Origin of the sequence: Deinococcus aquatilis DSM 23025 (assembly GCF_000378445.1) — a bacterium.
In the GTDB taxonomy this organism is placed as follows: domain Bacteria; phylum Deinococcota; class Deinococci; order Deinococcales; family Deinococcaceae; genus Deinococcus; species Deinococcus aquatilis.
Genome location: NZ_KB899698.1, coordinates 99,900 through 126,330, shown reverse-complemented (window position 1 = coordinate 126,330; position 26,431 = coordinate 99,900). Strand labels below are relative to the sequence as shown.

The 26,431-nt window shown below is 61.2% G+C and carries 20 protein-coding genes; 15 read left to right on the top strand and 5 right to left on the bottom strand.

Features of this window, described 5'->3' with window-relative positions; genetic code table 11:
- Positions 1-39 precede the first annotated feature (39 nt).
- The 4 genes from F561_RS24715 (at position 40) to F561_RS0103830 (ending at position 8,056) form a co-directional block, all read left to right on the top strand.
- Positions 40-3,687: a C-terminal helicase domain-containing protein gene (locus tag F561_RS24715; RefSeq protein ID WP_019008626.1), complete on the top strand. Its 3,648-nt coding sequence runs from the start codon at positions 40-42 to the stop codon at positions 3,685-3,687.
- A gap of 65 nt (positions 3,688-3,752) precedes the next feature.
- Positions 3,753-5,654, top strand: coding sequence for a hypothetical protein (locus F561_RS0103840; RefSeq protein ID WP_019008625.1), 1,902 nt, complete (start codon positions 3,753-3,755; stop codon positions 5,652-5,654).
- Between the two features lie 5 nt (positions 5,655-5,659).
- Positions 5,660-6,394: a phospholipase D-like domain-containing protein gene (locus F561_RS0103835; protein ID WP_019008624.1), complete on the top strand. Its 735-nt coding sequence runs from the start codon at positions 5,660-5,662 to the stop codon at positions 6,392-6,394.
- A 219-nt stretch (positions 6,395-6,613) separates the two neighbouring features.
- Positions 6,614-8,056, top strand: a complete 1,443-nt coding sequence (locus tag F561_RS0103830) for an ATP-binding protein (RefSeq protein WP_019008623.1) — start codon at positions 6,614-6,616, stop codon at positions 8,054-8,056.
- 71 nt (positions 8,057-8,127) lie between these two features.
- Here F561_RS0103830 and F561_RS0103825 read toward each other — a convergent pair whose 3' ends face one another.
- Positions 8,128-8,676 carry a hypothetical protein gene (locus tag F561_RS0103825; RefSeq protein ID WP_019008622.1) on the bottom strand — a complete coding sequence of 183 codons (549 nt, stop codon included), beginning with the start codon at positions 8,674-8,676 and terminating at the stop codon, positions 8,128-8,130.
- A 291-nt stretch (positions 8,677-8,967) separates the two neighbouring features.
- Between F561_RS0103825 and F561_RS24705 the strand changes: the two genes are divergently transcribed.
- From F561_RS24705 to F561_RS0103780, 6 genes are all read left to right on the top strand, one after another.
- Entirely contained in the window at positions 8,968-9,864 is an 897-nt protein-coding gene (locus F561_RS24705) for a hypothetical protein (protein ID WP_019008621.1), read from the top strand.
- A gap of 1,230 nt (positions 9,865-11,094) precedes the next feature.
- Positions 11,095-11,484, top strand: a complete 390-nt coding sequence (locus F561_RS0103800; protein ID WP_019008617.1) for a type IV pilin protein — start codon at positions 11,095-11,097, stop codon at positions 11,482-11,484.
- The gene (locus F561_RS0103795; protein ID WP_019008616.1) at positions 11,481-12,083 is read left to right on the top strand and encodes a pilus assembly FimT family protein; all 603 of its coding nucleotides are present in this window, start codon (positions 11,481-11,483) and stop codon (positions 12,081-12,083) included. Before F561_RS0103800 ends, F561_RS0103795 begins: the two co-directional genes overlap by 4 nt.
- On the top strand, positions 12,083-12,469 hold the full coding sequence (locus F561_RS0103790; protein WP_019008615.1) for a hypothetical protein: 387 nt from the start codon (positions 12,083-12,085) through the stop codon (positions 12,467-12,469). Before F561_RS0103795 ends, F561_RS0103790 begins: the two co-directional genes overlap by 1 nt.
- A 49-nt stretch (positions 12,470-12,518) precedes the next feature.
- On the top strand, positions 12,519-14,909 hold the full coding sequence (locus tag F561_RS0103785) for a prepilin-type N-terminal cleavage/methylation domain-containing protein (protein WP_019008614.1): 2,391 nt from the start codon (positions 12,519-12,521) through the stop codon (positions 14,907-14,909).
- Between the two features lie 62 nt (positions 14,910-14,971).
- Positions 14,972-16,189, top strand: coding sequence for a transposase (locus F561_RS0103780; protein WP_157451536.1), 1,218 nt, complete (start codon positions 14,972-14,974; stop codon positions 16,187-16,189).
- 61 nt (positions 16,190-16,250) lie between these two features.
- Here the strand turns inward: F561_RS0103780 and F561_RS28615 are convergent, their stop codons facing one another.
- Positions 16,251-16,742 carry a hypothetical protein gene (locus F561_RS28615; RefSeq protein WP_157451535.1) on the bottom strand — a complete coding sequence of 164 codons (492 nt, stop codon included), beginning with the start codon at positions 16,740-16,742 and terminating at the stop codon, positions 16,251-16,253.
- A gap of 736 nt (positions 16,743-17,478) precedes the next feature.
- Here F561_RS28615 and F561_RS0103770 point away from each other — a divergent pair.
- From F561_RS0103770 to F561_RS0103755, 4 genes are all read left to right on the top strand, one after another.
- Complete coding sequence (locus F561_RS0103770) at positions 17,479-18,837, top strand: replication initiator protein A (RefSeq protein WP_019008611.1); 1,359 nt, start codon at positions 17,479-17,481, stop codon at positions 18,835-18,837.
- A 122-nt stretch (positions 18,838-18,959) separates the two neighbouring features.
- Positions 18,960-19,196, top strand: a complete 237-nt coding sequence (locus F561_RS0103765) for a hypothetical protein (RefSeq protein WP_019008610.1) — start codon at positions 18,960-18,962, stop codon at positions 19,194-19,196.
- Positions 19,193-19,543: a type II toxin-antitoxin system PemK/MazF family toxin gene (locus F561_RS0103760; RefSeq protein ID WP_026298578.1), complete on the top strand. Its 351-nt coding sequence runs from the start codon at positions 19,193-19,195 to the stop codon at positions 19,541-19,543. Before F561_RS0103765 ends, F561_RS0103760 begins: the two co-directional genes overlap by 4 nt.
- 36 nt (positions 19,544-19,579) lie before the next feature.
- The gene (locus tag F561_RS0103755; RefSeq protein ID WP_019008608.1) at positions 19,580-19,837 is read left to right on the top strand and encodes a hypothetical protein; all 258 of its coding nucleotides are present in this window, start codon (positions 19,580-19,582) and stop codon (positions 19,835-19,837) included.
- Between the two features lie 169 nt (positions 19,838-20,006).
- Here F561_RS0103755 and F561_RS28610 read toward each other — a convergent pair whose 3' ends face one another.
- Positions 20,007-20,147: a hypothetical protein gene (locus F561_RS28610; protein ID WP_019008607.1), complete on the bottom strand. Its 141-nt coding sequence runs from the start codon at positions 20,145-20,147 to the stop codon at positions 20,007-20,009.
- A 945-nt stretch (positions 20,148-21,092) separates the two neighbouring features.
- Here F561_RS28610 and F561_RS0103745 point away from each other — a divergent pair.
- On the top strand, positions 21,093-22,532 hold the full coding sequence (locus F561_RS0103745; RefSeq protein WP_019008606.1) for a hypothetical protein: 1,440 nt from the start codon (positions 21,093-21,095) through the stop codon (positions 22,530-22,532).
- 2 nt (positions 22,533-22,534) lie between these two features.
- On the opposite strand, the gene F561_RS0103740 is transcribed toward F561_RS0103745, so the two are convergent.
- Together F561_RS0103740 and F561_RS0103735 are read right to left on the bottom strand one after the other, a co-directional pair.
- Complete coding sequence (locus tag F561_RS0103740) at positions 22,535-23,011, bottom strand: C39 family peptidase (RefSeq protein WP_157451534.1); 477 nt, start codon at positions 23,009-23,011, stop codon at positions 22,535-22,537.
- Between the two features lie 364 nt (positions 23,012-23,375).
- Entirely contained in the window at positions 23,376-26,126 is a 2,751-nt protein-coding gene (locus F561_RS0103735; RefSeq protein WP_019008604.1) for an AAA family ATPase, read from the bottom strand.
- Positions 26,127-26,431 lie beyond the last annotated feature (305 nt).

The following is a 26,431-nucleotide window of genomic DNA, read 5'->3' as shown; positions in this document are numbered from 1 at the left end:
GCCCCTCTGCCCATCCAACTTTTCCGAAGGAGAAATTACGTGAGCGCTCCCCCCACCCGTTACCCACAGGAAATCGAGATCGTCAATCACTTTATCAACCGCCTGGAACGCCGGCTCGCTGGCCGGGAAGAACTGACCCTGGTCAACCGCCTCCCCATCGACGAGTGCCATCTTGGTGTTCTGGCGCCCTGGCGCAATCCTGATGAGGCGGAGCCTCTCGATGCCGGGGAGATGGCTGAAGGCGAAAGCCCGGCTGCCCCGCTGAAGGTGGCCAGAGCAGTTCCCCTCGCGGCACCCAATCCCAAGGCGGAGACTAGCGGCGAAGCAGACGACGAGGAGCCGGAGGTGCGCCGAGCTCCAGTAGAGCGGGTGGACGACCAAGATGTGCCGCGCCGCCCCCCCTCGGCTCTGGGGTGCGAGCTGATGCTCACCCCTGTGGACGGGAAGGTCAGCGTCACCGTGAACCTGTCCTTCGCCTTTTACACCACGCACCTGCCAACCTACCGCCAGCAGCTCGAGTCTCTCGGCGGCACCTACCGGCCGGGCACCGCCCCCAAGGCCCCAACGCCCCCTACTCCAGTGCCGAAAGGGAAGCGCGGCAAGCAGTCGGATACGGCGATGACCCTGGCATACGCTCTGCGGCGCAACGCGGTGCAGCTCGAGAACCTAACCTTCACGCTGGACGCGACCAAGATGACCGAGCAGCGGGACGCTGGCCGAATTCAGACTGCCCTGGACGACGCCATCACCCGCGCCCTGGTCGACCGGCCAGCCCCGGAGAACACGATGGCCACCCGCGCTGGCGCGCAGCTGACCGAGGCCGATTTGAAAGACGAGCCGGCCTTTGAAAAATTCATTGCCGCGCACATGCGGGACAAGAAGCCCGGTCGACCGGATCCAGCGCTCCAGGCTTCTCTAATGATCCGAACCGAGCCCCAGGCGAACGGCAACGTGCGGGTCAGCCTGTACCTGTCCAACGACACGCTGCGCAATGATGTTCGCACCCAGGACAACGTCAACATTCTGGCCGACGCGCGCTTGTGGGGCGACGTGACCCAGGGGATGGTCGCCCCGATCGAAATCCTGCCCATTCCCCGCGACTACCAGTACGACCGGCGGGTCTGGGGGGTCGGGCACAACACGTCCGTGACCATCGACCAACACACCGGGCACTTCGAGACCCATGCCCTTGCGCGTTTCGACCAGCCCCGCCTGACCACCAAAGATCATCTGCCCACCGAGTTCGGCCGCTTCGCTGAGAACACCTTCGATGTGCTGGCTGAAATTTACGCGGCGATGGAGGCCGAGGTCACCCACTGGCAGGACAAGGTGTTGGGCGCGAACAGCGAAGGCCTGACGCCGGAAGAACTCATTGAATGCCAGACTGACTTTGAGAGATTCCAGGGAGAAGTGCACCGCTTTGCCGCGGGCATCGCGGCGCTGCGCGCGCAACCTGAGCTGCTGCGCGCTTTCCAGGCAATGAACCGGGTGATGGGACGGATCGCGGCCAAAAAGGGGTTCGACCGGTGGCGCCTGTTCCAGATTGCCTTCATCGTCACGCAGCTGCCCGCGCTGGCGCTGCGGGAGAACGTGTCTGAGGGCGAAGATCACCTGGGCCACCACCATGACTGGACTGGAGATCTCGACATTGCGGATGTACTCTGGTTCCCCACCGGCGGCGGCAAAACCGAGAGCTATTTGGGGCTGATCTGCTGCGCGATCCTGTACGACCGCCTACGGGGCAAGACCATGGGAGTGACCGCCTGGCTGCGCTTCCCCCTGCGGATGCTCAGCGTGCAGCAGCTGCAGCGCGCGGTGACGATGATCCATGAGGCGCAGATCGAGCTTGACGGGCTGGGCATCCAAGGCGAGCACGACAAGCTGCTGCTCGGATACTTTGTGGGCAGCAGCACCACACCGAACACACTGGACGACAAGTTCTTCAAGGATCACGCCACGCCAGAGAGCTGCGAGAAATTCAAGATGATCGCCGACTGTCCCAAGTGCGGGGGGAAGGGCACGGTAAAGATGGAGCCCCGCCCCAAGCAAAGTCGGCTCTACCACCGCTGTCAAGACCCGAAGTGCATGTATTACCTGCCCGTGGTGATCACTGACGCGGAGATCTACCGCACGTTGCCGGCGCTGATCGTCGGCACGGTGGACAAGGCGGCCACGCTGGGCATGCAGGAGCGCTTCGGCATTCTCTGGGCCGGGCCCCGCTGGAAGTGCCCGACCCACGGGTACGGCAACATCGACTTTTGCATCTACGGCTGCGACCTCAAGATGCAGGACATCGCTAAACTGCCGCTGATTCAACCCAAGGACCCCTCGCCGACCTTGCACTTGCAAGATGAGTTGCACCTGCTGCAAGAAGAGCTTGGCGCCTTCGCCGGTCATTACGAGACTTTGATTCGCTATTGCGAAGAGCAAGCCGGCGGTAAAAAGTCCAAGGTCATTGCTGCCACAGCTACCATTGAGGGCTTTGAGCACCAGACCCGTCACCTCTATGGAGTCCGAGACGCCCGGCGCTTCCCGAGCCGCGGCTACAAGCGGCACGAGAATTTCTACGCCAAGATTGAGGAGACCGCGCCCGGCGTGGCGAAGACCGCGCGCGTGTTCGTGGCGTTCCGGCCCAGCGGGCTTTCTACGGAAGCGGCCGCCCGCTGCGCGCGAATTCTGAATTCGACCGTCACGAAACTGTTCGAAGAAGAGGCAGCCACCCTCGCAGCGCTGAAGGAGACAACCACGCCCGGGGAGCTCGCCGCCCTGCGGCACTACTACTCCATGTCGCTGACCTATGTGGCCAGCCTCACCGGCGGCACCCGCGTCAAGGACTTCCTGAACGACGCCAGCAAGGAAATTCTGAATGGCGCGCGGGATCTGGGCGTCCGCTATCTCTCGGGACGGTCGAGCACCGGGGAAATTGCGGGGGTGATCGAGGAGATTGAGAGCCCGGAGGACTGGAAGTCCGCGTTGCACGTCGATGCGTTGGTCGCCACCAACGTGATCAGCCACGGGGTTGATTTGGAGCGTTGCAACCTGATGGTGATGGAGAAGTATCCCGCCGAGACGGCCGAATACATCCAGGCCTCCAGCCGCAGCGGCCGCAAGAAAGTCGGCCTGGTGGTGGTCGTGCTGCCGGTGCGCAATCTGCGGGCGTCCAGCATCTACAGCCGCTTCCAGGAATACCACCAACACTTGGACCGCATGGTCACGCCGGTGCCGGTCAACCGCTTTGCCAAGCAGGCGCTGCGCCGCACCCTCAGTGGCACCGTCGCGGGGCTGATCTACGGCCTGGCTATGCCGACCGAGAAGGACAAGCCGCAGAAGACGAGAATGACGCAGCTCAAGAACGTCACCCAGGCGCTGAAATGGCTTGACCGGCCACTGACACCCGGCGGCGCGCACCTGTGGATCACCGACCACCTGCGCGGCGCTCAGGCGCTCGGTGATAGCAACTACGACGCGGAACTTGAGTCTGGCCAGGTCGCGCTAATTGATGAAGCCTACGGGCTGCTGCATGCCCGCCTGGTGCAGCACACCAAGACGGCTGCACGCCAGAACCTGGGAGACGCGCTCAATCCAAAGCCGATGACAAGTCTGCGCGATGTGGAACGTTCCATTCCCTTCCGCCCCGATAGCGTCCCCTACGACACGCTGGACTGGTTCGAGCACTCCGGCAAATAAACCTTTCCCCGGGGTAAGAGGCTGAGCGAGCCACCCCCGGAAGCTCTGCCCATTTTGAGGACTTCATGCCCAGAGAACTTCAGCGCGGCCAGACGCAGGTCTTGTACCGGTACCTGCCGGAAGCGATCTTCGACCACGACGACTTCGGCCTGTGCCGCGTCACCACCATCGAACTCGACCCCCTAGAAGAAGACAGCCTCAACGACATCGCGCTGTTCGACGCGATCGGGGACGCCGTTGGCCAGTGGACTGACACCTTCCGCACCCGTTTCCCAGACGTACGCGACCCCGCCAAGCGGATGGGCCGCTTTCGCATCGGGCAGCCGCGCGCTGTGGGTTTCACGCCCTATCCGGAGAACGTGCAGTGCCGCAAGTGCGGCTACGTGACGGCGTACGCTGACGTGGAGCGCAAAGGGAGTCGCCGCGCCCAGTGTCCCCGCCATGGGTGCAGCGGCACGATGAAGCAGCTGCGCTACGTCGAGGCACACAACTGCGGGCGCGTTCAGGAACTCAACCTCCCCCGCAACGAACGCTGCCCCAGCTGTGGAGGGACCGAGGCAAAGCTGTACGATCCAGGGCGTACAGCCCTTGCCCGCTGGGTGTGTGTGAAGTGCGACGGGCAGATTCGTTCCCTGCGCATGACGCCCTGCAAATGCGAGTACAGCGAGGACGCCAAGAAGCAGAATCGGCCGAACCACGAGCGCTACATGCGCGTCTATCCCACCGGCGAACCGGGCCTCTACAACCCGCTGGTTGTGACCTTCATCAATTTTCGCAAGAGTGACGAGCAGCGCCTGCGCGATACGCCAGATGCCGAGAGTCTGCTGCTCGCCCGCGCCTGGGGCGTGCTGGACGGGAAAGTTCTGGATCTGGCCCGCGAGCGTGAGCAGTGGGTTGGGGGGAATGCCGCGAAGGACGAAATGAACCGCCAGATTGTCGAGGCGCTTCGTAAAGCGGATCCTGGGAATGCGTTGGTGAAGCAGTACGATGATAAGGTTAACAACCCTCCCGGTCAGGATGCCATCAATCAGGTGACCACCCATCTCGGGATGGCGCTGGGCGGCGCCCCTTCCCGGCGCTTGATCGAGCATGTGGCTCTGCGCGACAACATGCGCCTGACCACGCCGCAGTTGGTGGCAGAACGACTCACGGACCGCGGCGAGGCAGTCCGGGGCAGTGAGTTTCTGGATGGCGCCCAAAAAGCCATGCAGAGTCTGGGACTGTGCACGGTAGAGGCGGTGGAGGACTTTCCTATCGCGCAGGCTGCGTTTGGCTACACGCGGGTGACCAAGGATCCTCGGCGCAGCTCGGTCAACCCTTTCATGGCGGACGAAGACGGCCGACTGCCTCTGTACACCCTGCCCACAGAAACCGAAGCGCTGTGGTTCCAGCTGGATCCGGTAAAGGTGGCCAGCTGGCTGGTTCGCAACCAGATCGTTGCTGGGCCGGCGCCGACGGACCCGACTGCCGCTTGGGCGTGGCTTTGGCGAACGGCGCTGCGGGATCCCAACGTCGCGCCTGGAGAGCTTACCCCCGCGGCAGAAGCGGTGCAGACGCTGCTGCATAGCATCAGTCACATCATGCTGCAGCGCATGGAGTGGAGCGGGTACGCATCGTCGAGCATCGGCGAATACCTGCTGCCAGAAACGCTGTCGTTCGCGTTGTATGCCAACCGCTTTACCGAGAGCAAGATTGGTGGGCTGCTGACCCTCTTTGAACAGCGCTTGCCGCTGTGGCTGCATGAGGCCGGTCAGCAGGGGCGCGACTGCATTTATGACCCGATCTGCGCCCACGACGGCAGCAGCTGTGCGGGCTGCTTGTACCGCGAGCACAACTGCGTGCATTTCAATAAGTACCTGTCGCGTGCGCTGCTGTATGGCGGTCCGTTGCCGCAACACGCTGGCTTCGGCAAAGGGCGCATCACCCACGGGTACTGGACGAGCTGGACAGAGTCCGGCGACCGTTGATGTCTATGAACCTGACCGACCATCAACTCAGCCGCATGGCGGGTGCCCTCTGGGCGCGCGTGGGTCAGCACACTGATTACCACGACCTGGTGTGGGCAGACGACCTGCTGGGGTCGGGGGGGCGCGACATCCTTTGGGCCGAACTGCAGGCAGCAGGCGCCCTCAAGGAAGGGGAAGTTCAGCCTCGCCCCTTGGCTGGCTACCTGGCGCAATGCAGCGCTGCGCTGGAGACGCAGTTGCTGTGGACGCTGCCTCAAGGGCTTCAGGGTCAGGGCCTGAGCTATGTGGAAGGCCTGGCGCAGACCATCCAAAGCGCGCAGCGCGAGCTGCTGTTGATGTCCCCGTTCATCGCGGCGGGCGGCGTTCACGTGATGGAGCGAGACCTGCGTGATGCCTTACACCGGGGCGTCCACGTTACTCTGATCGGCCACGACCTTGGGAACATGAGCAGCGCGCAGAGCAGGGCGATTGAGGCGCTGCGGCAGGAGGCCGAGCGCATGAAGGCCGCCTTCAGAGCCTATACGGCTAATCATCAGAGTGGTCTGCTCCACGCGAAGCTCGCGGTGGCCGACCGAGAGCGGGTGGTGCTGGGCTCGGCGAACATGACTGGGCATGGCTTGGGTATCAACTTCGAGGTGGGGGTGGTGCTTGGGGAGCCCCATGCGGGGCATGTCGCGCGCACCTACGATCAATTGTTGAACAGCGCGCTGGTGAACCACGTGTTTACCACTCGCGTCTAATTCCGGCCAGCGGTAAGCCCACCCTGCCTAAAGCTCGACCCGTGTCCAAGGTCGGGCTTTTTCGGCTCTTGAAGTCTGCCCCTAGGGGCTACCCAGCGGCTGGCAACAAGCAGAGCGGCCCAAAGAGATCGCTTTTAACGTCTTGAAAAGCGCAGGATGCGGATACCCTCCAAGCGATTCGGTTAATATACGGTACTCAGAAGTATCGTACTTTGAAGTATGTCTCCCCGCTTCATTGGCCGCCAGCGCGAACTGGGTGCGCTCCAGGCTTTTTACGCCTCTGAGGGCACGCCTTTGGCGACCGTGCGTGGCCGGCGCCGTGTGGGCAAGAGCACCCTGCTGCTGCACAGTCTCGAACCCGGTCAGAGTGCCTACCATCAGGCCGCCCAGCTGACGCCAGAGAACAACTATGCGCGTTTCCACGACGACATGACCGGGGCGCTCACCCCCCTGGTGCAGCCGGGAAGTGCCAGCGACATCAGGCACGCGCAGAACTGGCGTTCGCTGATTCTGGCGCTGGGTCAAGCCGCCACCGAACTGGGACGCCTCACCGTGGTCATCGACGAATTTCCCCACCTCAGCCGCGGTGACTCCACCCTCGAATCGGTGCTGCAAGAAGCCCTGGGCCGGATTGAACGGCTGGATCAGCCCTTGAAGCTGGTCTTATGCGGCAGCTCTCTCCGCCCCATGGAAGCGCTGCTGGAACGCAGCGCCCCACTGCATGGCCGCAGTGCGCTCAATCTGGTGCTGCGGCCCTTCGATTACTTGGAAAGCGCCCAGTTCACGCCGGCCTGGACGCCCGAACAACTCGTCCAGGCCCGCACCGTCTTCGGCGGCATGCCCCAGTATTTGGGCCAACTTCAGGACCAGCTGAGTGTCGGGGAGAACTACGAGCGGCTGGTTCTCGACCCGGATGGCCCGCTGCATGAAGAGGCCCACTGGCTGCTGAGTGACGAACTGAACGAACCGCGCATCTACGCGTCCATTCTGAGGGCGATGGCCAGAGGCCACAGCAAAGCGGGCGAGATTATCAGCGCCGCGGGCATTCACGCCAGCAGCTTACAGAAATACCTGGGGCGTCTCGAAGAGTTGGGCTTGGTGCGCCACATCCGCTCGGCGCATGCCACGCCCAAGACCCGCCATCAGCGCTACAGCCTGGCCGATCCCTTCATCGCGAGCTGGTTTCGGTACGCGCTGCCTCACCTGAGCGCCCTGAAGATCCGCGGTGGTAAGGGGGCCTGGGATCAGCTGGTCGCGCCCGGCATCAATACGGACAAGAATGCAGCGCCAGGAACCTTCGAGGACATCTGTCGCCATTGGACTGCACTGCATTTGGATGACTTTTGGGAAGGGGAGCACGGTGAGGTCGGCCAGCTGCTGCAGGGGAAGGGTGAGCACGACGCGGAGATTGACGTGGCCTGCCGCCTGGGCCGGGGCCAGCAAGTCAGCTGGTTACTTGGGGAGTGCCAGTGGACGGCCCCGCCCCAGGGTGGGCGCGCGTTGCAGCAGTTGCAGGAAAATGCCAAGAAGCTGCTGGGCGAAGCCTCGGTGCGCCAGTGGCTGGTCTTTAGCCGTGCTGGCTTCCAGAAGGAGTTCAGGGCTGTCCCTATGGAACACACCCGCCTGATTGATCTGGCTGAGCTATACCGGACGTCTTGGTGAGGGTGCAGCGAGCTTCCTGGCCGCTGCTTTCGTTGGGCGTCTGCCACTCGATCTGGCGGTGGAGCAGCCTGTCACGGCCGCTGCGGAAACTTGTGCATATCTGCGGGCAACTCCACCGCGCCAAACCGATTTTCTCCGTACAGCACGTACCGCTTGGCAGCAACCACCTCGTAACCAAGGGCCAGGTGTGCACGCTCGACCCGTGGCCAGGTGGGCCACGTGAAATCCCGCAGGTTGATGGTGGCCACGAACGCCGTTTCCACCCAGTCGTGCATCGGCAGATGCCCGCGGCGCGCGGCGTCCAGCGCCGCCGGATCCCCGACAGTTGCCAGGATCGCTTCGGCGCATTCTTGCAGCGCGCGCGCGTCCTGCTGCAAGTGTGCCTCCGCGTCTTCATCCAGCGGTGGTGGACCGATTGGATCATTGATCTGCTCCAGCAAGGCGTCGTGCGCCTTCAGGGCCGGAGCGATCGCCTTCGCCACCAGATCCAACGCCGCCACAGCGTTGCCAGCCTGACCCAGCAACGCCAGGGCCTGTTCGATCTCGTCGCGGGTGGCGTGGAGGGCCAGCATCAGCCTTTCGCGTTGCTCAGAGCCCAGTGGGGGCAGTTTGAACGTCATGGTGGAGCAAGGATAAGCGCTCCTGGCTGGCCACCCTCATCCTGCCTCAGGCGGCTCTCCTCATGTCGAGTTGCACAGACCCTAGACGCCACAAGTGCATGCACGTAGAGAGTGCCAGAGTGCCAGCAGGACCGCGAAGTTGCCGCTCACGTCCTGATGGTGCGGCCGGAGCGGCCTTCCCCCTGCCGCTTGCGGCGAGCGACAGGGGCTCAGGTTGGGCTGGGGGTTGAACCCCCGCACCGCGCTCAGATAAGGAGGCACACCCAGGAAGGAAGTGGCACACTCAGAGTGATGAAGCTCCCGCGTGCCCGACTGGCCCTGCCGCTGCTCTCCTGCACCCTGCTGCTCACGGCGTGCCCGGGCGACACAACTCCGCCTCCCCCCGCTCCACCGGTGGACGAGGCCACCCTAATCGCAGCCATCGACCGCACCCCAAAGCCCCTGCCTGACCTGCGGCCTGCCGGGCTGGGTGAGGCGGGCACCCTGGGAGGGGCGACCTCCGCTGCGTTCCCGCTGGGGCAGGCCATCTCCTTGGAGGCCCGGCTCACCCAGTTCTCGCCTGGGCCGGCCTTCCGGCTGCCTGACGCGGGCCGCATCACAGCGGCGGGGCGAGCTGAGGTCCGCCTCCCTGCCGCCCCTGACCTGGCAGGCAGCGAGCGACTCACTGCCCTGGAGTGGGCGCGCGAGTTCAATGCCTTCGAGCCGTGTGCCGTGAACACCCTGCAGGTAGATCCCGGTCAGGAGGGCGTGCGGATCACCCGTGTGGACGCGGTCACCCGCAACCCAGCGGCGCGGACCAGGGCACCAGGCGTGACGGACATGCGGGCGGGAACTTCAGATCCGCGACCTGACTTCTCCCCGCAGCCGGCCTTCGCGAACGTCTGGCCAGTCAAGCTGACCGACACCTGGGACATCAGCGAGGAGACCGGCTACCTCATCCACGCGGACGGGAACGTGCGCCTGCGGGGGGAGTTGCGCTGCGTGTTCAGCTCCGTGACCCGCCTGCAGGACGCCACCCAGTACAACCTGTTCGTGAATCTGGACTTGCGCCGGGGCTGGAATGTGATCCGCCGCCGCCTGGACGGGAGCGTGCCGCACGGGACCCTGGAGATCGTGGATCTGGCGCTGAGCGGGGGCGCCGGTGACTTTACCTTCGGGATCACGACATCAGGGGTGGGCCAGGACTGACCCTGAGGGGAGCAGGCCTGGCGTGAAAGCCCCAGCATGGGCGTGAAGCCAAGAGGCCTGTTGGCTTCACGTGCGGGTATGCAAGCGTTTTCCTCTTCATTCCCCCATGCGCCTGCCGTACCGATCTCGGTCATGTGCCGCCCGGTGAAGTGCCCCCGCACGGGGCTCGAGTCTTGGGGCACAGGGAGGCGTAAGGCCGAGTCAGCGCCTCCTGGGAGCGGAGACAACTTCGCGCACGCCATATAAGAAATATTCTTGAAGCTGGGTCCTCGTTCCGTTGGGCCACCAGGGGTGCATCGGCCAAAAGCGCTTTAGCTCAAGAGGATAGTCAGAATTGAGGACACGCTCAGCTGGATTACCCCCAGGACAGGCTGCTTTATGCATAAGCAAAAGCCCGTGCTGAACACGGGCTTTAAGACAGACTCAATTTGAATTGACATAAGTTCAACGTTCCTTCCAGTGCCCTGCGGGGCACTGTTTTTTGGCCCCTCACCCGAGCTGGAGACGCCCGCATCACCCCAATCCCCCTCACCCTACAGGCATGCCGCTTCCTTCTTCACCCGTTCGTGCCCTGTCCTTGCACTGTTTCCGTGTGCCGCACCCGTTACGTTGCCCGACTTGCGCCACCATGTTGGTCGAGGTCTTCCAAGACGGTGTTCAGGTCAAGCGCGGGCGAGATTGGCTGCGAAACAGCGAAGCTCTGTCTGAACTCTCCGCGTTCCTGCAAGCGCAAGTTGCCTCACCCGTCACGGTGTACACAGGCGTTGATTTCGGCATCTGCCCAACCTGCGCGGCAGGCTATGGGATGCCTGAGCTGAAAGTCATTCACGCTCAAGTGGATCTGGCTTTCATGGACACTTTTCTGTATGACGGGCCTCCTGGCCCACTGCAGCTCGCAGGCGTCACGCATCCAGCGGTGGCTGCCCCTTGGGTGGCCTCACAGCACGTCACCCCAAGGGGCGTCCTTCACCACCACGTTTTTGGGCCCTTCCACTGACCGGGCTACGGCTCAGGGCAGAAACAATATTGATGTCCCTCTGGCCGGCCTTGCATGACTTCGCCCGTCAGGAACAGCACTGGCCCATAGTCGGCATTCGGCAAGCGGTTCGGGCCCCTCACCTGGTGCAGCACTGGGACGATGTCCTGGACACCGCGTTTTGAGTCGGGGCCTGCACCCCTGATGGGGGGGGTCAACACTCGCGTCACCCCCAGCCCCCTCACCGTAAGCGTATGCATCCTCTTGCCCCACCCCCCGGTTTCACCCTGGTCGAACTGTTGATCGTCGTCGCCATTGTGATCGTCCTGGCCGCCATCCTCATCCCCACCTACGCGGGGGCGAGGCGCAAAGCCAGCGAGTCCGCCGCCACCCTGCACGCCCAAACCGTCCGCACGGCCCTGAACACCCATCTGGCGGTCAACCCTCAACTCACGGCCACGTCGCTCGGCACACTCAACTGCACGGCCGCCACCACCCTGACCGCTTCTGGTCTCACGAGTGGCAGCACGGGCAACGGATGGGACGCCGCACCGAACGGCAGTACCTGCACCGCCCAGCCGAGTACCGCCCGCACCTACCGCGTCACCGTGACCTACAGCGGCGGGACGGTGACCGTCCCATGAAGCAAGCAGCCATCCAGGGCGTGACCCTGACCGAGGCCTTGATCACCATCAGCATCCTGATCGCGTTGATCACCGCGAGTGCCTTCCTGATCCCCCGGTATGACCAGCCGCTTGATGCGGGGCAATTTACTAACCAACTGGCACTGCAAGTCGAAGCTGCTCATGCTCAAGCCAGGCAAACCGGGCAGGTCGTCACCCTCACCGGGCAGGGTGAACAGGTACTCAGCACGGGCGGGGACACGCCACCTCTGACCTTCCGAGGCAGCGCCCTCTCCGGCCAGCTCACCGTCACCCCGACAGGAGACGCCAGCGGCAGCCTCATCCTGCGCGCTTCAGATCAGTGCGCCCGCGTGGGCTTGGCCCCCTACGGCACGGCCCGCCTGAGTGCGTGCAGCGATCCAGAACCCACCGAAACCGCCGGAACCACCGCCGCCCCACCCGTCGCGACCACCCCTAGCACTCCAGCGAATCCGACCCCCCCAACCGCCTTTGAGCCAACAGAGGAACCCACAACATTCCCCCTCCCTGGCACGGTCAAACCCCCGAAAGGCCCAGTCGGCCCGGGCACCACCCCGGATCCACCCGTGGACTTGCGCTGATGCGCCGCACAGCCGGCCTGTCCATCGTCGAGGTATTGCTCGCGGCCGCCGTCCTCCTGCTCGGCGTCCTCGGCTTCACGCTCGTCACCCAGCAAAGCGCCGCCAGTGTTGCTCGCGGCTACCTCTCCAGCGCCGCCGCGACTGCCCTTCAAAACGTCAGTCAGCAGATCCAGAACGGCCACCCGGACTACACCCGCACCCGCACGCTCACCCCCACTGACCTCACCCAGCTCGCTACCGAGGGCGGTGTACGCCAGGAACAAAGCGCAGCCCTGAACGGCACGATCACCGCCCTTGCCAGTGATCCCCCCACCTACCGCGTCACGCTCACCAGCCTGGATTTCACGCTCTCCGCCCTCGTGAACGCCCCAGGAGGTGCCCCATGACCTGAGTATTGCCCTGCCCTGCCTTCCCCGCTCTCTTTGGAGGTTTCCTATGACTCAATCCGGCACCCCGCCTCCTCACCGTGACCAAGGCCTCACCCTGGTCGAGATCCTCGTCGCTATCGCCATCGCCATGGTGCTGATGGGCTTGATTGCCCTCGCCCTCCCCCGCCTGGCGGGTAGCGCGGTCGCCCAGACCAACACCGCCCGCACCGTCCAGACCGTCACCACCCTCACCCGCGCCATTACGACGGACTTTAAACAGGACGCCTTCGCAGGCTTCCTCCAAGGCAACGCCACGAGCATGCAGGCCGTCTTTACGCAAGGCGCAGGCCGCACCTTGAAACTCACGGACGACATGCTCACCGGTAAAACCATCCTTGCCCCAAATCTCGGCGTGGAACCCGGCGGCTACGTCCTGCTCATCGCAGGCACCGGCCAGGCCAAAGTGGTCAAGGCCACCGCTGTGAACGGGGAAGCGGTCACGGTCTCCTGCCCACCTGGTCTGCCCAGCAACGTCGCGATCAAGGCCTACCGCGCCCGACTCTTGTCGCTAACCGTCCAGGGCTCCAAGCTCACCCGCACGGATGGTGACCGCGTGCAGGTCATGAGTGATGCCGCTACTGGGTTGCAGTTCTCGTATGCCTACGTCTCGCCCACGGGCCGTTTCTTACTCAACCCGCCCGGCGCACCTGCCAGCCGTCTGCCAGAAGGCACCCTCACCGGCTTCGTCCCTCAGATGAAGGACGTCAGCACCCGCATTGACGCCTCCGACATCGTGCCTGCCGAACCCGGCCGCGTCGAAAGCTTCATTCCCTGTGAAACGCTGGCTGCCCTCATCGAGAACGGCTCGAAACTCACGGTCGGGATCGAAGGCCTGCCCAGCGGCACCACCCCGGACGTCACCGTAAACGGCCCAGACGCCAGCGTGGACGGCGACCGCCCCACCAGCACCCGCGCCTACCTGAAAGTCGTGCGCGGCACGTACTCCATCACGGTCCGGGATGTCATCGTGAACGGCATCCGGTACCGCGGCGAAGCCCGCAACAGTCCCACGCGCTTAATCGCGCCGTGGGGCCAGATCATGATGCTCGCCCGCTACACCCAAGTCAGCGGGAACCTGAACATCAATGTAAGTGGCCTGGGCGTCGGGATGACCAGTAACCTCGTCCTGGCCGGACCGTACGGACAAACCTTCACGACCGGGAATGCACTGCTGGAGATCAAGACTCTGCCTGTCGGCACCTACACCTTGACCCCCAGTACGGTGAATGGTACGGATGGTACGTACAGTGCGCCCGGGTTGACGTTCACAGTGCTCGAAGGCCAGACCACGACCATCAACGCCGCCTTCACCCGCACGCCCACCTTAGGCGGCATGACCCTGAACGTCTCCGGCCTGCCCACAGGCGTGCAAACGACCCTGACCTACCGGGGGCCGATCAACGGAACGACCATCGGTCAGAATGGGCAGACCACCCTCTCTAACTTAATTCCTGGCACGTATTACTTGACCAGCACATCAGCCATCGTGGGCAGCGCAACCTACACCACGCCCGCGCTCACCATTACAGTCGTACCGGGCATCTCCACCCCCGTCAACGTGGTCTACACCGGCTCAGGCGGCACCCCACCCACAAATCCGAGTGCGCCCGGCGTTGGCAACATCGAAGTCATCATCACGGGAATCGGCGAACCGCGCAACCAGATCGCCAACCTCTCCGGCCCCAGAGATGAAGTGCTGCGCGTGACAGACAGCACAGTCACGTTCAGCAACTTCCCCGTAGGCACGTACACGTTAAGGCTACCGAGCCTGGTCCTGAATTCTGGAGTGACGGTCACCCCGGATCCAAGCGGGGTCTCCATGACGGTCGTCGCGGATCAGACGACACGGGCACGCTTCACGTACACCCGGCCTAGCGGCCCAACGCCCCCAGGAGGAACACCACCCACAGGTGGGCTGCCACCAGAACGCCCAGAACCACCAGAAGGTTGTAGTGACGGCGCCCTCCGCTGCATCGACGGCGATACCATCGGAGACGCCGTCGAGATTGGTGGGACAAGGTATCCAGCAAATACATCCTTAGATGCAGTGATCGATACGCCTCGGGGATCGATGACGCTGGAACAGTACTTGGAGAATTACAACCCCGAGTATGGTGATATCGATCAGGCGTTACGGTCCACCTCGTGGGGGGTTAACCCGAATGCGGACTCCTGTGCAGCAAGAGGCTGCGATGTGCCGGAGATCCCGGAGTCAGGTTCAGGGCCACGGGATCCTTCGGAGCCCATCACGCCACCCGAGGGGACACCGCCAGAAGGCCCACCCCTGCCACCTGGATGGGGTGGAGAGCCCTCTGAGCCAACCCCACCCACTGAAACGCCTGACCCACCCCCACCTCCGCCGCCACCCCCTTGTCGAACAAATTGCATAGAAGAGTAGTCGGATCTGACGGCCTGACACAAAGTATGAGAAAGCGTCCCGGTAGGGGACACTTTCTGTTTGTGAAGACCGAAAATGTCGCCGGGGACGCCCCGCGACTGTACCAAGCGATCCTGCCCCACCTCCACCCTGCCCTCTGGAACGATGTCCGCAACACCCGTACACTGGCGTGGATGGTCAGCGGCCTGGTGCTGTCCCAGAGCGTTTCCATCCCCGCCTGGCTGCCGCACATCCACTCCCAGGCCACAGTCGCCCAGAGCACCGAACGTCGCTGCCGACGGTGGCTGGAGAATCCAGCCATCGACCCTGGCAGCGTGTATGGCCCACTCATCACCCGAGCCTTGCGCGACTGGGGCCCGCACCCCCTGACGCTGGCACTGGATACCAGCGTCCTGTTTGAACGCTTTTGTCTCATTCGGATCGCCGTGCTGTACCGGGGACGAGCGGTACCGCTCGTCTCCCGTGTCATCGAACACGCCAGCGCTCAGGTGAGTACCGAGCAACTTCTTCCCCTTCTGGCTGAAGCTAAAGGTCTGCTGGACTTCCTCGGGCGACATGATGTTCGGCTGCTAGCGGATCGGGGCTTTTGCGACACGGCCCTTATGGGATGGCTGCGGGTCTGTGGCTGGCACTTCCGCATCCGCATCAAATCGAGCCTGATTCTTGCCGCTCCAGACGGGCAACGGGTGTGCACCATCGGCGAGATCAAACTCGCAGCGCGCGAAACGCGCTGCTTCCACAACGTCACCCTTACTGGACACCGATTCGGGCCGGTGCATGTCGCTCTGGGCCGTCCGTGGGACGGCCCAGAGCAGTGGCAGGTGGTCAGCGATGAACCCACCAGTCTTGCAACGTTTGCTGAGTACGGCGAGCGCTTCCAAATTGAGGAAGGATTCTTGGATGACAAGAGCGGCCTCTTCGGTCTGGAAGACTCCAAACTGCGTGATGCCGCCAGTCTCGAACGCCTGATCCTGGTGATCTCCGTGGCCACGCTCTTGCTCGTCTCCGAAGGACTCCAGATCGTGCAGCAGGGTGTTCGCAGAACCATTGATCCCCATTGGAACCGCGCCCTGAGCTATTTGAAGCTTGGTTTACGCGGCGTCCACTTCGCGCTGAGCCGGGGGCTGGCAGTACTCAATCGGCTGACCTCCAGGGGGGCGCCGATCCGACGCCTCCCGGACGTCGCAAGAGATCGCAAGTCAGCCCTGTGGACGCTTTGGAAGGCGGCTGGGTGCTCAGATTTCGCTCTCTCTCATAAATTGTGTCAGGCCGTCAGGTAGTCGGATAGAAATGACAGTGCCCCACTTCGTCAGTGGGGCACTTCTTTCGCAGGATTTAGTCTCAATCTTGAACGAGTTTTATAGTGCAGGTACCTGTACCTTTAGTATCTCCTGTTAGAAGATACTGGTTTGATGCTTTGAGACTGATAGACCAACGACCTTCAAATGTAGGAGGATTAAGGCTAGAAAGCTTTGGAGAACGTAAATCACAACTACTTGTAGCTCCTTTAGTTTTAGTCCCAGTGGAGTGCCAATAAGCACTGATATAAACTGGATAGGGGCCCACCAAATCTGAATATAGAACTCTAGCATCAGGGCGCTTTGTTCGGTAATCGAAGCCGCTGTCGTTGCTTGCTTTGGTGACTGAAACCAGCTCGAAGGTAGCGGCGTCGCTGTAGCCTTGGCCGCCTTGGGCGGTGACTTCCCAGCGTTGGCCAGGGGCAAGGGTGAAGCCGTCAACAACGGTGACCAGCGGTGTATGCAGTACGGGCGCACAGGCAGAGAGGATGAAGGGGACCAGGAGGGCCAGGGGAGGCTTGAAAGACTGTTTCATGGGGGAACCTCCAGAGTAGGTCTAACTGCGGCAGAGCGAGTTGAAAACAAAGGTGAGAGAGCAAGACAGGCTGCACGAGTAGGTGGCCGCGTAGGGCCGGGGCCGTGCAATACCATCTCGCCCTCTCTCCTCTTTGGAGCATCACCGCGCTCCCAAGTCAAGCACGACCCCCAGAGTGTGGAGAGAATCACGCGATGATTTCAGGCACGAGCTTCTAGAAAATGACCCTGTTTGATGTACTGGACTACCGGAACTTGGTGGGATTGGAGGTCGCCGACTACCGGAACTTGGTGGGATTGGGCAGAAGAGCTACCGGAACTTGGTGGGATTGGGCGCTTTCAGCTACCGGAACTTGGTGGGATTGGAGGTCGCCGACTACCGGAACTTGGTGGGATAGGGTAGAAGAGATGCCGGAACTTGGTGGGATAGGGCACTTCCGGCTACCGGAAGTTGGTGGGGTTGGAGGTGTCCGATTACCGGAACTTGGTGGGATTGGGCAGAAAAGGTACCGGAACTTGGTGGGATAAGGCAAACAAACTACCGGAACTTGGTGGGATTCAGAGGGAAAATTGCGCTCTAGACGGCCTACTGCGCCTGACTCTGATGATGATCATCATTTCTTTTAATAGCTTTTAAAAAGATTGATCATCAACAAGGACAGAGGGGACTCTTATCCTCGCATCAGTTGCGTCACCCCCAGCCCCCTCACCCTTTGGTCTATGAGTAGAATGTTTCCATGGTCAAAGAAGGTGCAGTCGTGACTCGCATCCAATACGAGCGGAATCTGATTCAGCTCGGCCTGATCTTGGCTGTCCAAAATGTCGACGCCAGTCGAACAAGCTTTAGTCGCCAGGTGGTCTCAAACGATATTTTTGGAATCACGACGTCTATCACCTGCACCGCAAACAATGGTTTTACTGTGCCGCATGGCATCGACAATGACATTGCGGCAGCATTTATCTCACTCTTCATTGAGCAGGGGATGCCCGAGAATGGGGCCATCCTGACGACAGGGTACAGATTACTTACTATGGTGGGATTGTCTGATGGTGGACAGAATTACAAGATACTGACGGAATCGTTGGACCGCATGCGAAACAATTCTTATGAGGTCAAACAAGGATGGCTGAATGCCTCCAAGTCTCAACGCAGCCGTGGAATTCGTTATCAATTTAATCTAATTTCTGATGTCCGAACTGTCGGTGAAGTCGATGAATTTGGCAATATCGCTCTCGGCGCTGAGAGCTATATCCGTATTCAATTGCCTCAAACCCTGATTGATAACATCAGAAGTGGATATACTCGCGCTTTTGATATGGACCTGTATCAACAAATAGATACAGTTGTGGCGAGAAGTCTTTATAGAATTCTGGAAGAAGTCCGTGATCCTGATGAATCTGCGGCTCCGCTTCCGTGGGTCAAATTACCTGTTTTGAGTTGGGGGGAGTTTTTGGGGTATAGGAATTCCGATGCCAGCGATATTCGTAGGTATTTGAAACGTGCACATCAGGAACTCCTAGACCACAAGTTTTTGCAAGCTGTTGAATATTCAGGCAGGGGTAAAAACTGTGAGGTCAAATATATTTTTAATCCCGATCAAGAAAAGAGTCCTCCTGCTGATCTTGTCGCTCTGTTGACGCAGCGGGGTTTTGGTTTGGAACGCGCCCGCGCTTTAGCAGCTGAATTTGGCCGTTCTCATGTGGAGGATGCAGTAAAACGTTTTGATCATGCGCTCGCCCGCGGCACCAAGGTCAGAGGACAGGCCGCTCTCCTGACGACCATTTTGCGGACACCTGAGAATTATCCTCTGCCTGAAGCTTCTCCTGTCATCAATGGCCGTGTCTTGCCTTCCTCCAAAGTGTTGCCAGCGGCTCCTCCCAAAGATCTGGTTGAACCACCGACGGACAGCGACGGCATGGTGCGGAGCATTCTCGCGTCCTTGGTCAACCGTGAGAAAATTAGTGCCGCTGAGGAGGCCGTGGTCATGGCTATGCACGCGCAGGGGCGGGTGACACCTATGGAGGTGACCGGGTTAGTGGCTCATCCTCAGCCCGCAGAAGTAATTAACCGCTGGGTGGTGCGCTCGACCGCGTAACGAGGCAGTACTGCAGCACGGGCCGACACTCACTGGTCGGCCCGCTTCTGTTGCTCCATTTTTTAGAGCAGTTGATTGATGTCGCCGCTTGAGGTGGGGTATAACTTTTGTTATACTGAGGAATGAAAACAGCGATCTCCCTGTCAGATGGCTTATTTGAGCGGGCCGAACGTTTTGCCCAGGTGAAGCGTTTATCCCGAAGCGAGCTCTATGCCACGGCACTTGAAACCTATCTCTCCCAACACGAGGACACTGGCATCACAGCCCAATTAGATGCCCTGTATGCCGAGGAAGACAGCTCCCTGTCACCAGAAATTCGTGAACTCGGCTTCACCGCGTTGCGTCGGGTCGAGAATTGAAGCGAGGGGAAATCTGGGACATTGAGTTCCCCTTGATTGAGCGCGAGAACGCGGAACCGTACGGACATGGCCCAGTCGTGATCGTGTCCAGTGACGTGTTCAACGCGAGCTTGATCAAGACCGTTCTGGTGGCCATACTGACGTCCAACCTTAAACTTGGCAGCGCACCCGGCAACGTTGTGCTATTGGCCGATGCTCTGAATGGCCTGCGGAACGACAGCGTGATCAATGTTTCACAGGTTCTCGTGGTGGATAAGATTCGCTTAGAGCGCCGCCGTGGCAGGCTGGACGACGTCAGCAGGCAACTCTTGGATGCTGGGCTGTTACTCGTGATGGGCCTGCCCTGACCGAGTGCTCGGTAGGCCGCACCCAAAGGAGCTGGTATGGCTGCCCTTAAAAATTCAATGTTGCTGCCCGTGCAAAATCCCGACATCATGTACCGCAGCGAGGCCTTGCCTGAAGATATGCGCCTTCGTCTGCGTCAACTGGGGTACGCGCCCCACGTGCCTGAATTGCTGATGGGAGGTTTGCCCATTGTGTACTCCGAAGATGGCCTAGTCGTGGAATACCCTACCGGGCAGCGGGTTAAAGTAAGGCGACACAAGCAGTATGACGCTCAGGGTGAGTTTCAGCGGTACTGATATCAAGTGGTGGAGTCGTTGTCTCCTGCCGCGCGTTGATACCTGTTTTGGCGCGGCGGTACAGCAGCATGGGCTGACAAGCTGAGGTTCGGATCAAGAAAAATCCCCCAGCGGTGGCCGGGGGTGTCGTTTTGGGGCGAGTGACGCGACGGAGGGGCGCACGAGAGGCTTAACCGAGGCCGAGGAGTTGGATCAGCTCAACCAACGTTTTCAGCGCCAAAAGAATGGAAGCCACGAGAGCCGCCCACTTTTGTGCCTGCGCCAGTTGAACTTGTTTCCTTTTTTTGGTAGCTTTCTTGTGCTGTTTCAAGAAGCACCACCTTTCCGGGCCACACTGTTGAAGCAGTGCGGCCCGACCTCTTGTACGAGGGGTGGCCTCCCTGATCCCCGTTGTCATAATCCCCGTCCCAATCGGACAGGACACAGAATACACGGTTTTTAGAGGTAATAGAAGGCGGTTTACGCCCGAGCAGGGGAAGCGGATAACGCGCTGGGTGCAACTAGGCAAACTGAATTTAGAGACCGTGCGCAGTTGTCTGGCCCTATCGACGTTGGAACTGCAGAAACAAGTTGGCAAATGGGATCAAGAACTGGACTGACCTGAACGTCAGTATCTCAAGAAGGCACCCCAGAGGAGGACTCTTAGGTGTCTTTTTTGGTCTCATTGCCGTTGCCGTTTTTCGTTGATCGCGTTGCCGTTTTTTGTTGATTTCGTATTTTCCCGTTGCCGTTTTTCGTTGATTGCCCAAAAAAGACCGTGTGAAACAGCATATTTTTTGGCCCTATGCTGCATTGCATTCTTTTTATCTTTAAGAGCTTTTAAAAGAATGCAGCACCAGCAAGGAGCCGAAAATTCTTGGTCACGATCCTCTGAGCGGGCCCGGGTCGGAGAGACCGGAGTGCTGGATGTTCCGGCAGGTAGACCCTTGGAAGTTTCAAAGACCTGAGCGGCCGAGGACTGCCCTTCCCGAAGTGCTGCAGGTTCGTTGGACGGTGCGCTCGCCTGCCTGATGGGACAGCAGCACGGGCGAACAGACCGAGAGACTCAAGCAGGAGTGGGCCGAGACCCCCCTTCCGCCCCAACGGCTCCTGAGCGGCTCAATTTGGCCCCTCTGAGTCTATGCATGTCCCGTTGATGCAGGATCGCTCTTGCAGGCCCCTTCACGGCCTTTCTGTGAGGGTGATCTTTCAGGTCGAACTGGGCCGACTTTGAGCGTCTTCCCTGCGTCACCCCCAGCCCCTTCACTGTGAAGGCATGCGCCACCGCACTGCTGCCTTCAGCCTGGTCTGGGCTTTGATCCTCTTCGCCGTCTTTGCCCTGCTCGCCGCCGGACTCTTCCGTGTTACCGAAGCCCGCACGACCCAAACCCGCGCTTTCGTGGACAGCACCCTTGCCTCTGTCACCGCCCGCAATGATCTCAGCTACGCCGGACGCCTCCTGGCCGCGAACGCCACCCGCATTGTCCGGAGCTTGCCGGAAACGCCGAATGATCCCACTGCTTTGACCCGCGCTGCTCAACAGATCGCCGACAGCTGGTGTACCCGCACGTCCACCGCGAGCAGCCCCGTGACCTTCCGGATCTACTTCACTCAGACAGCGTGTGGTCAAGCCTTGCCCGCAGGGATCCGGCTCGATCCGGTGACCTCGCAACCTGGGGCCCTGACCACCGTGCAACTGCCCTTCGTCCTGGTCACGCGTCTAGGAACCGGGCCGCAATCGGTTCGTACGGGTTGGCTGGGCGCGACCTACGGCGCCTTCCCGTTGGCCGCCACAACCCTGTACGTGCCGGGAGACTTGACCTTATCGCCGCGCATCAATATTCAAGGCACGGTGCAGGTGGACGGTCAGCTCACCCTGAACGGGGCGGTGAAGGTGACGGACGCAGTGGCGGTCAGTGGGTGTGGATTGAGTGCCCCAGATTGCCGGGGGGAACAGCGTGTGACTTTGGGCAGTTCGACGTTCCCAGTGATGCAACTCACGCCCGCTGTCGAGCGGCCGTGTCTCACAGTCGGGTGTCTGCAAAGTGGATCACTTAGCACAGGCGCTGGCGGGTATGGGTTGACCTGGGCGGTGCAGGCACCCAGTTCGCCGGTGCTCATTGCCGCTTCAGTGTTGCGGTTGGGTGTCACGTTGGAGGGAGTGCAAGTCCTGCAAGCCTGTCAGGGCAGCAATTGCACGTTGTACACCGCGACCCGCAATGGAGACCGGACCGCGCGCCTTCAGAGACAGGATTCAGTCACCGGACAGAGTGTGGTCGTGCAGGAACGCTGGGACGGCATGATCGTCGTGCCGAACGCGATCACGGTGAGTTCACTGGACGCGAACGGCCCATCCATCGGTCTACCGTTGACGGTGAGCAGCCTGCAACCGCTCCGGGTAGAAGGCAACCTGACGTACGTGCAGACCAGTTGTACGGACAGCAACTGCATGACAGGAGTTGGCGGCGAGGACATGCTGGGGTTGATCAGTCCAGTCGTACGGGTGGAAGCCGAACGTCTGCACGCGGCCATCTCAACAGGCACACTGTCGAACCCCAATGACCTGACCATCTACGGCTCCGTGGCGGGGACGCCAGGTGGGCCGGGGGCGCTGCGGATTCAGCAAGATCCTCGGTTTCGGGCAGGCCTCACACCGCCTGGAGTGCCTGTATTGCCGTCCAAGTGGCGGGAAGCGTTTATTGGGTATGAGAAGTGACCTTAGCCGATGGTTTGAGTGACAATCTTGATCCAACTGGGCGGGAACAGGACAGCGAACTGGCCGCGTTGCTCGCGCCAGACCCGTTCGAAATCCGGGTAGGTGATGGTGACGTAGCCGAGCAAGGGATCCATCAGGTAAACGACTTGCCGGGCGTCGTCGTAGCCCACGATGACGCGCCAGTGGGGGATGACGGCCCCAGAGGCGGCGTAATGATTTTGCAGGGCGATCAGGGGCAGGCGGGCGCGGATAGCCCGCCGGACAGTTTCCAAGGAGCCAAAGGAATATAATTTTGCCTGTAATCCGGCGGACGGTGCAAATGTTACAATTGCGGCAGATGTCATGTACGCTCGATCATTCGGACGTGTGGCCCGGCTGACGTCAGCAAGCGTGAGGGTAGAACCGAGGCCGTAATAGCGCAGGACTTGCAGGAGGCTGGCGGGGCCGCAGGCATTGTAGGTTTGGTGCACGAGCGGCATCCCGGACAGCACGAAGCCGGCGGGAGGAGAGGCAGCATGAACGGAGCCGAGTATGGACACGACGAAGATGAATACGAGATGGAACAAACGGGTCATGACTTGACTGTGCGCCCTGTAGGGGTGCCCGTGATGACGCACACGTACGTTCTGATGACGTACCTGAACCCGATCGAGATTCCCGCGGGTGAGGCTGTCATGATGCTTGCTCCCGACCAGTTCAAGGCCGTGGAGCGGATTCCAGATTGGTACTGGACGGTAGAAGAGCGGCAGCTCGGTTTTACGAATACTGGGCTGGTGGGGGATCAGGTGTTGGGCACGTATTTCACGTGTCGGCGAACGGCGGATGGGATGATGTTCAAGACGGTCATGGCGCATCCGGATGTGCGGCAGTACGTCGTGGTGGATCAGTCTCAGACGTATGCGCAGGCCCTGGAAGCGCATGCGTACTGGAAGCGCTATATGGCGCTTGATCCAGCCATTTCAGGAATGGATCCGTCGCACTGAGCGTCACCTTGAGCCGAGTAGCCAATTCTGGGTGACTCTGACTCACATCTCGGATGCGTTTTTGCACGATGCGGCGGCACTCTTGCCTCCACGCGTGGATGACTTCTGTTTCAGGGATGCCTTGCAGAAGAGGTGCTAAGTACACGATCGGCAGTTCGCGGGGTGAAATCAGGTACAGGCGGTCGATATCGGTGCGGATGGTGAAGGCCGCCAAGGTATAGCTGCCTCGCTCCGTGCCGAGTGGATCCGTGAAGCCGGTGACGGCTTTCAGGGCGTCTTTCAGGCGACTGACGGTGACATGCAGGCGACTGACGGCCTGTTCTCCGAAGACGTCCCGGGCGTCGTTGGCTGAAATTTTGCGGCGGTAAATCAGGCCGGTGAGCAGGTGCAGGGCACTCGTGCTGAGTTTGAGCGGGTGACCGTCCACGCTGACTTGCGGTCTCCGGGCAAGGAAGACGACGTCCAGAACAGGCTTGAACGTGGGGAGTTGGTGGATGCCGAGCCAGTTCGCGTACATCTGCAGAGTGCTGCGGCCCCACTGATCACTCAAGTGCTGGAGTTCGGCGATGGCGAGGGGCCTGAGATGTTCCGCTCCCCAGGTGACGATGGCCAGGACGGTCAGGATTTGCACGCTGGGGGGCACCTGTGCGCCCAATTTGAGCTGTTCAAGTGACGTAGGGGTGTGCTTGACCAGGGCGCGCAGGACGAAGACCGTGTCCTGGTAGGCGGGGTAGGGAGCGGCGACGATGGCGAGTTCTTCGAGGGTGCTTTCGAATTCGGTGCGCAGGACAGTTTCGGGCTCCTGCAAGCGGAGAAGACCGAGGCAGATGGCGCCGAGGGTCAGGACTTCGAGGCGTTGGGGCGTGTTGTTCAGTTGGCGGGTGGTCGCGCGTAAGGTGCGGGCTTCAAATAAGGCTTGCCGGAGCGCGGCGGGCGTGTGTTGACGCAGCATGATCCACGCGCGGTTCATTTTGAGTTGCAGGTGCCGTTCGGTGAGGTGACTGGGGACAATGGCGCAGCCTTGTTGTAAGAGCAGGTCAGCGATCTCGGGTTGGTCTTCGTCCGCGTAGAAGGTCGCGAGGGCGGCGTAGAGGGCGCTGAGTTCTTCGGGGTCGGTGAGGGTGTGGGTGAGGTCGCGGGCGGCGTCGGCATGGCGGCGTGCGGCCGTGCGTTGTCCTCGGTACGCCAGGGCCAGGGCAAGGGCCGTATGCGCTTGTGCTCTGGCCATCGCTGTCGCCTGTTGGGGCGCATCCAGCACTTGCTGGGCCTCAGGTTCAATCTCCGAGAGGGTGGTCAGCAGGCCGTTACGGGCCTGTACCGCCTCACCGAAGCTGAGTTGCGCGCGGATGCTCAATGCCTCACTCAACTCCGGCTGATGCTGTAAGGCTTCCCGGTACAACGCACGGGCGAGCACGAAATTCCCGGATCTCGCGCGCATGCGGGCCAGCGTCAGGGTGGCTGACAGCGGCGTGGCACCGGCTTGACGTGCTTCTTCGACCAATTGCAAGCCTTGTGCAGTGCGGCCTTCCTCGAACAGGGCCAGGCCGTAGACCACGCGGAAATCCGGGGTGAGCCGGTCACGCAGACGCTCAAGGGCGGGTTTGAGGGCACTCAGTTGATGGCTGCGCTGGAATTGATCCGTGATGCGGACGACGACTGCGAGGGCTTCATCCAGTGCGCCTGCACTGAGGAGCGCTTCAAGGGCCGCGACGGGTTGTGCGTGTTCGACCAAGGCCAGGCCGAGGGTATGTTGAGCGGTCTGGTAGGCCTTGGGTTGGCTCTGCAGGGCGTCGAGTAAGACTTGTCGGTACAGCGTGTGTGGGACGTACTCGCCGGGTGCGACTTCCAGACAAGGAACGCATTCCCGCACTGTTTCGAGCCAGTTGGGATGCAGGCCGAGTTGGGCTTGGACAGGATCGTGGTGACGCCAGAGCGGGAGGAGGGCGGCGCGGAGGAGGGAGGTATGCAGTTCAGGGGCGAGGGTGCTGGTCTGCGTGAGGATGTAATCGGTGGGGTCGCCGCCAGCGCGGAGGAAGAAGCTCAGCTCGGGCCAGCCTTGAGTTTGTTGGTACTGCGCCATGCTGAGCCCGAGTTGTGCGGCTTCTGCGGGCGTGAAGGCCAGATCGGCTTGGGTGAGGGTCTGGATCTTGACTTTCAGGCGGAGGGTGGAGAGGCGTAAGTTGCCTTCAGCGCGCATGCCGAGCAGGATGCGCACGCCTGCGGGCAGTCTGGGCAGCAGGTAGTCGAGCAGCAGGGTGCGGCTATCGGGGGTGAGGGTGTGCAGATCGTCGATGGCGATGGTGATTGGCACATGTTGGGCGAGGTCGCTGCGGAGGGCGGCGGCGGCATTGACGAGGGTCAGGGGGTTGTGGGTTCGGAGGTAGTGGTAGTGGGTTTGGGTGGGATCTGGGAGGCGGGCGATCAGGTGTGCGGCGATGTTGAGGGCTTCTCCGCCCGCGTCTGCACTGCTGATGTAGATGTCTTGGGCGCCGCGCGTGAGTTCTTCGAGTAGGTGTGTTTTGCCGTAGCCCCGGGGGCCGACCAGTGCGGTGACTGGGGCATCTGAGGCACGGATGCGTTCAATGAGGTGGGTTCGAGTGAGGTGGATCATAGGGTGCGTGGCGTTCCTTCGGAGGGGTGAAAGAGGCGTTTTATTCTGAGAGTTTCTTGAAGCGTGACTCATCTGACAATTTGGGTGTAAAAGGAACCGTTCTCATTTATTGGGGGGGATTCGGGGGTGCATTCTTACTAAGAACTTTCTGAGCGGTCTCTCATTCTTTCAAGAGGGGGTCAGAAAGGGGGTCATTCTTACAAGATGAGTGCAGTTCTCATGGTCATTAGAAGCTCTCTCATCTTATTTGTGATATACTCTGCATTAGAGAAGTTATTCCTCATCCGAGATGACTCAACGGTCCT

What these genes read in the sequence shown, in the direction of transcription:
- F561_RS0103840 (WP_019008625.1), top strand. Translation starts at nt 3,753, where the DNA reads ATGCCCAGAGAACTTCAGCGCGGCCAGACGCAGGTCTTGTACCGGTAC.
- F561_RS0103835 (WP_019008624.1), top strand. Translation starts at nt 5,660, where the DNA reads ATGAACCTGACCGACCATCAACTCAGCCGCATGGCGGGTGCCCTCTGG.
- F561_RS0103830 (WP_019008623.1), top strand. Translation starts at nt 6,614, where the DNA reads ATGTCTCCCCGCTTCATTGGCCGCCAGCGCGAACTGGGTGCGCTCCAG.
- F561_RS0103825 (WP_019008622.1), bottom strand. Translation starts at nt 8,676, where the DNA reads ATGACGTTCAAACTGCCCCCACTGGGCTCTGAGCAACGCGAAAGGCTG.
- F561_RS24705 (WP_019008621.1), top strand. Translation starts at nt 8,968, where the DNA reads ATGAAGCTCCCGCGTGCCCGACTGGCCCTGCCGCTGCTCTCCTGCACC.
- F561_RS0103800 (WP_019008617.1), top strand. Translation starts at nt 11,095, where the DNA reads ATGCATCCTCTTGCCCCACCCCCCGGTTTCACCCTGGTCGAACTGTTG.
- F561_RS0103795 (WP_019008616.1), top strand. Translation starts at nt 11,481, where the DNA reads ATGAAGCAAGCAGCCATCCAGGGCGTGACCCTGACCGAGGCCTTGATC.
- F561_RS0103790 (WP_019008615.1), top strand. Translation starts at nt 12,083, where the DNA reads ATGCGCCGCACAGCCGGCCTGTCCATCGTCGAGGTATTGCTCGCGGCC.
- F561_RS0103785 (WP_019008614.1), top strand. Translation starts at nt 12,519, where the DNA reads ATGACTCAATCCGGCACCCCGCCTCCTCACCGTGACCAAGGCCTCACC.
- F561_RS28615 (WP_157451535.1), bottom strand. Translation starts at nt 16,742, where the DNA reads ATGAAACAGTCTTTCAAGCCTCCCCTGGCCCTCCTGGTCCCCTTCATC.
- F561_RS0103770 (WP_019008611.1), top strand. Translation starts at nt 17,479, where the DNA reads ATGGTCAAAGAAGGTGCAGTCGTGACTCGCATCCAATACGAGCGGAAT.
- F561_RS0103765 (WP_019008610.1), top strand. Translation starts at nt 18,960, where the DNA reads ATGAAAACAGCGATCTCCCTGTCAGATGGCTTATTTGAGCGGGCCGAA.
- F561_RS0103755 (WP_019008608.1), top strand. Translation starts at nt 19,580, where the DNA reads ATGGCTGCCCTTAAAAATTCAATGTTGCTGCCCGTGCAAAATCCCGAC.
- F561_RS0103745 (WP_019008606.1), top strand. Translation starts at nt 21,093, where the DNA reads ATGCGCCACCGCACTGCTGCCTTCAGCCTGGTCTGGGCTTTGATCCTC.
- F561_RS0103740 (WP_157451534.1), bottom strand. Translation starts at nt 23,011, where the DNA reads ATGCCGCTCGTGCACCAAACCTACAATGCCTGCGGCCCCGCCAGCCTC.
- F561_RS0103735 (WP_019008604.1), bottom strand. Translation starts at nt 26,126, where the DNA reads ATGATCCACCTCACTCGAACCCACCTCATTGAACGCATCCGTGCCTCA.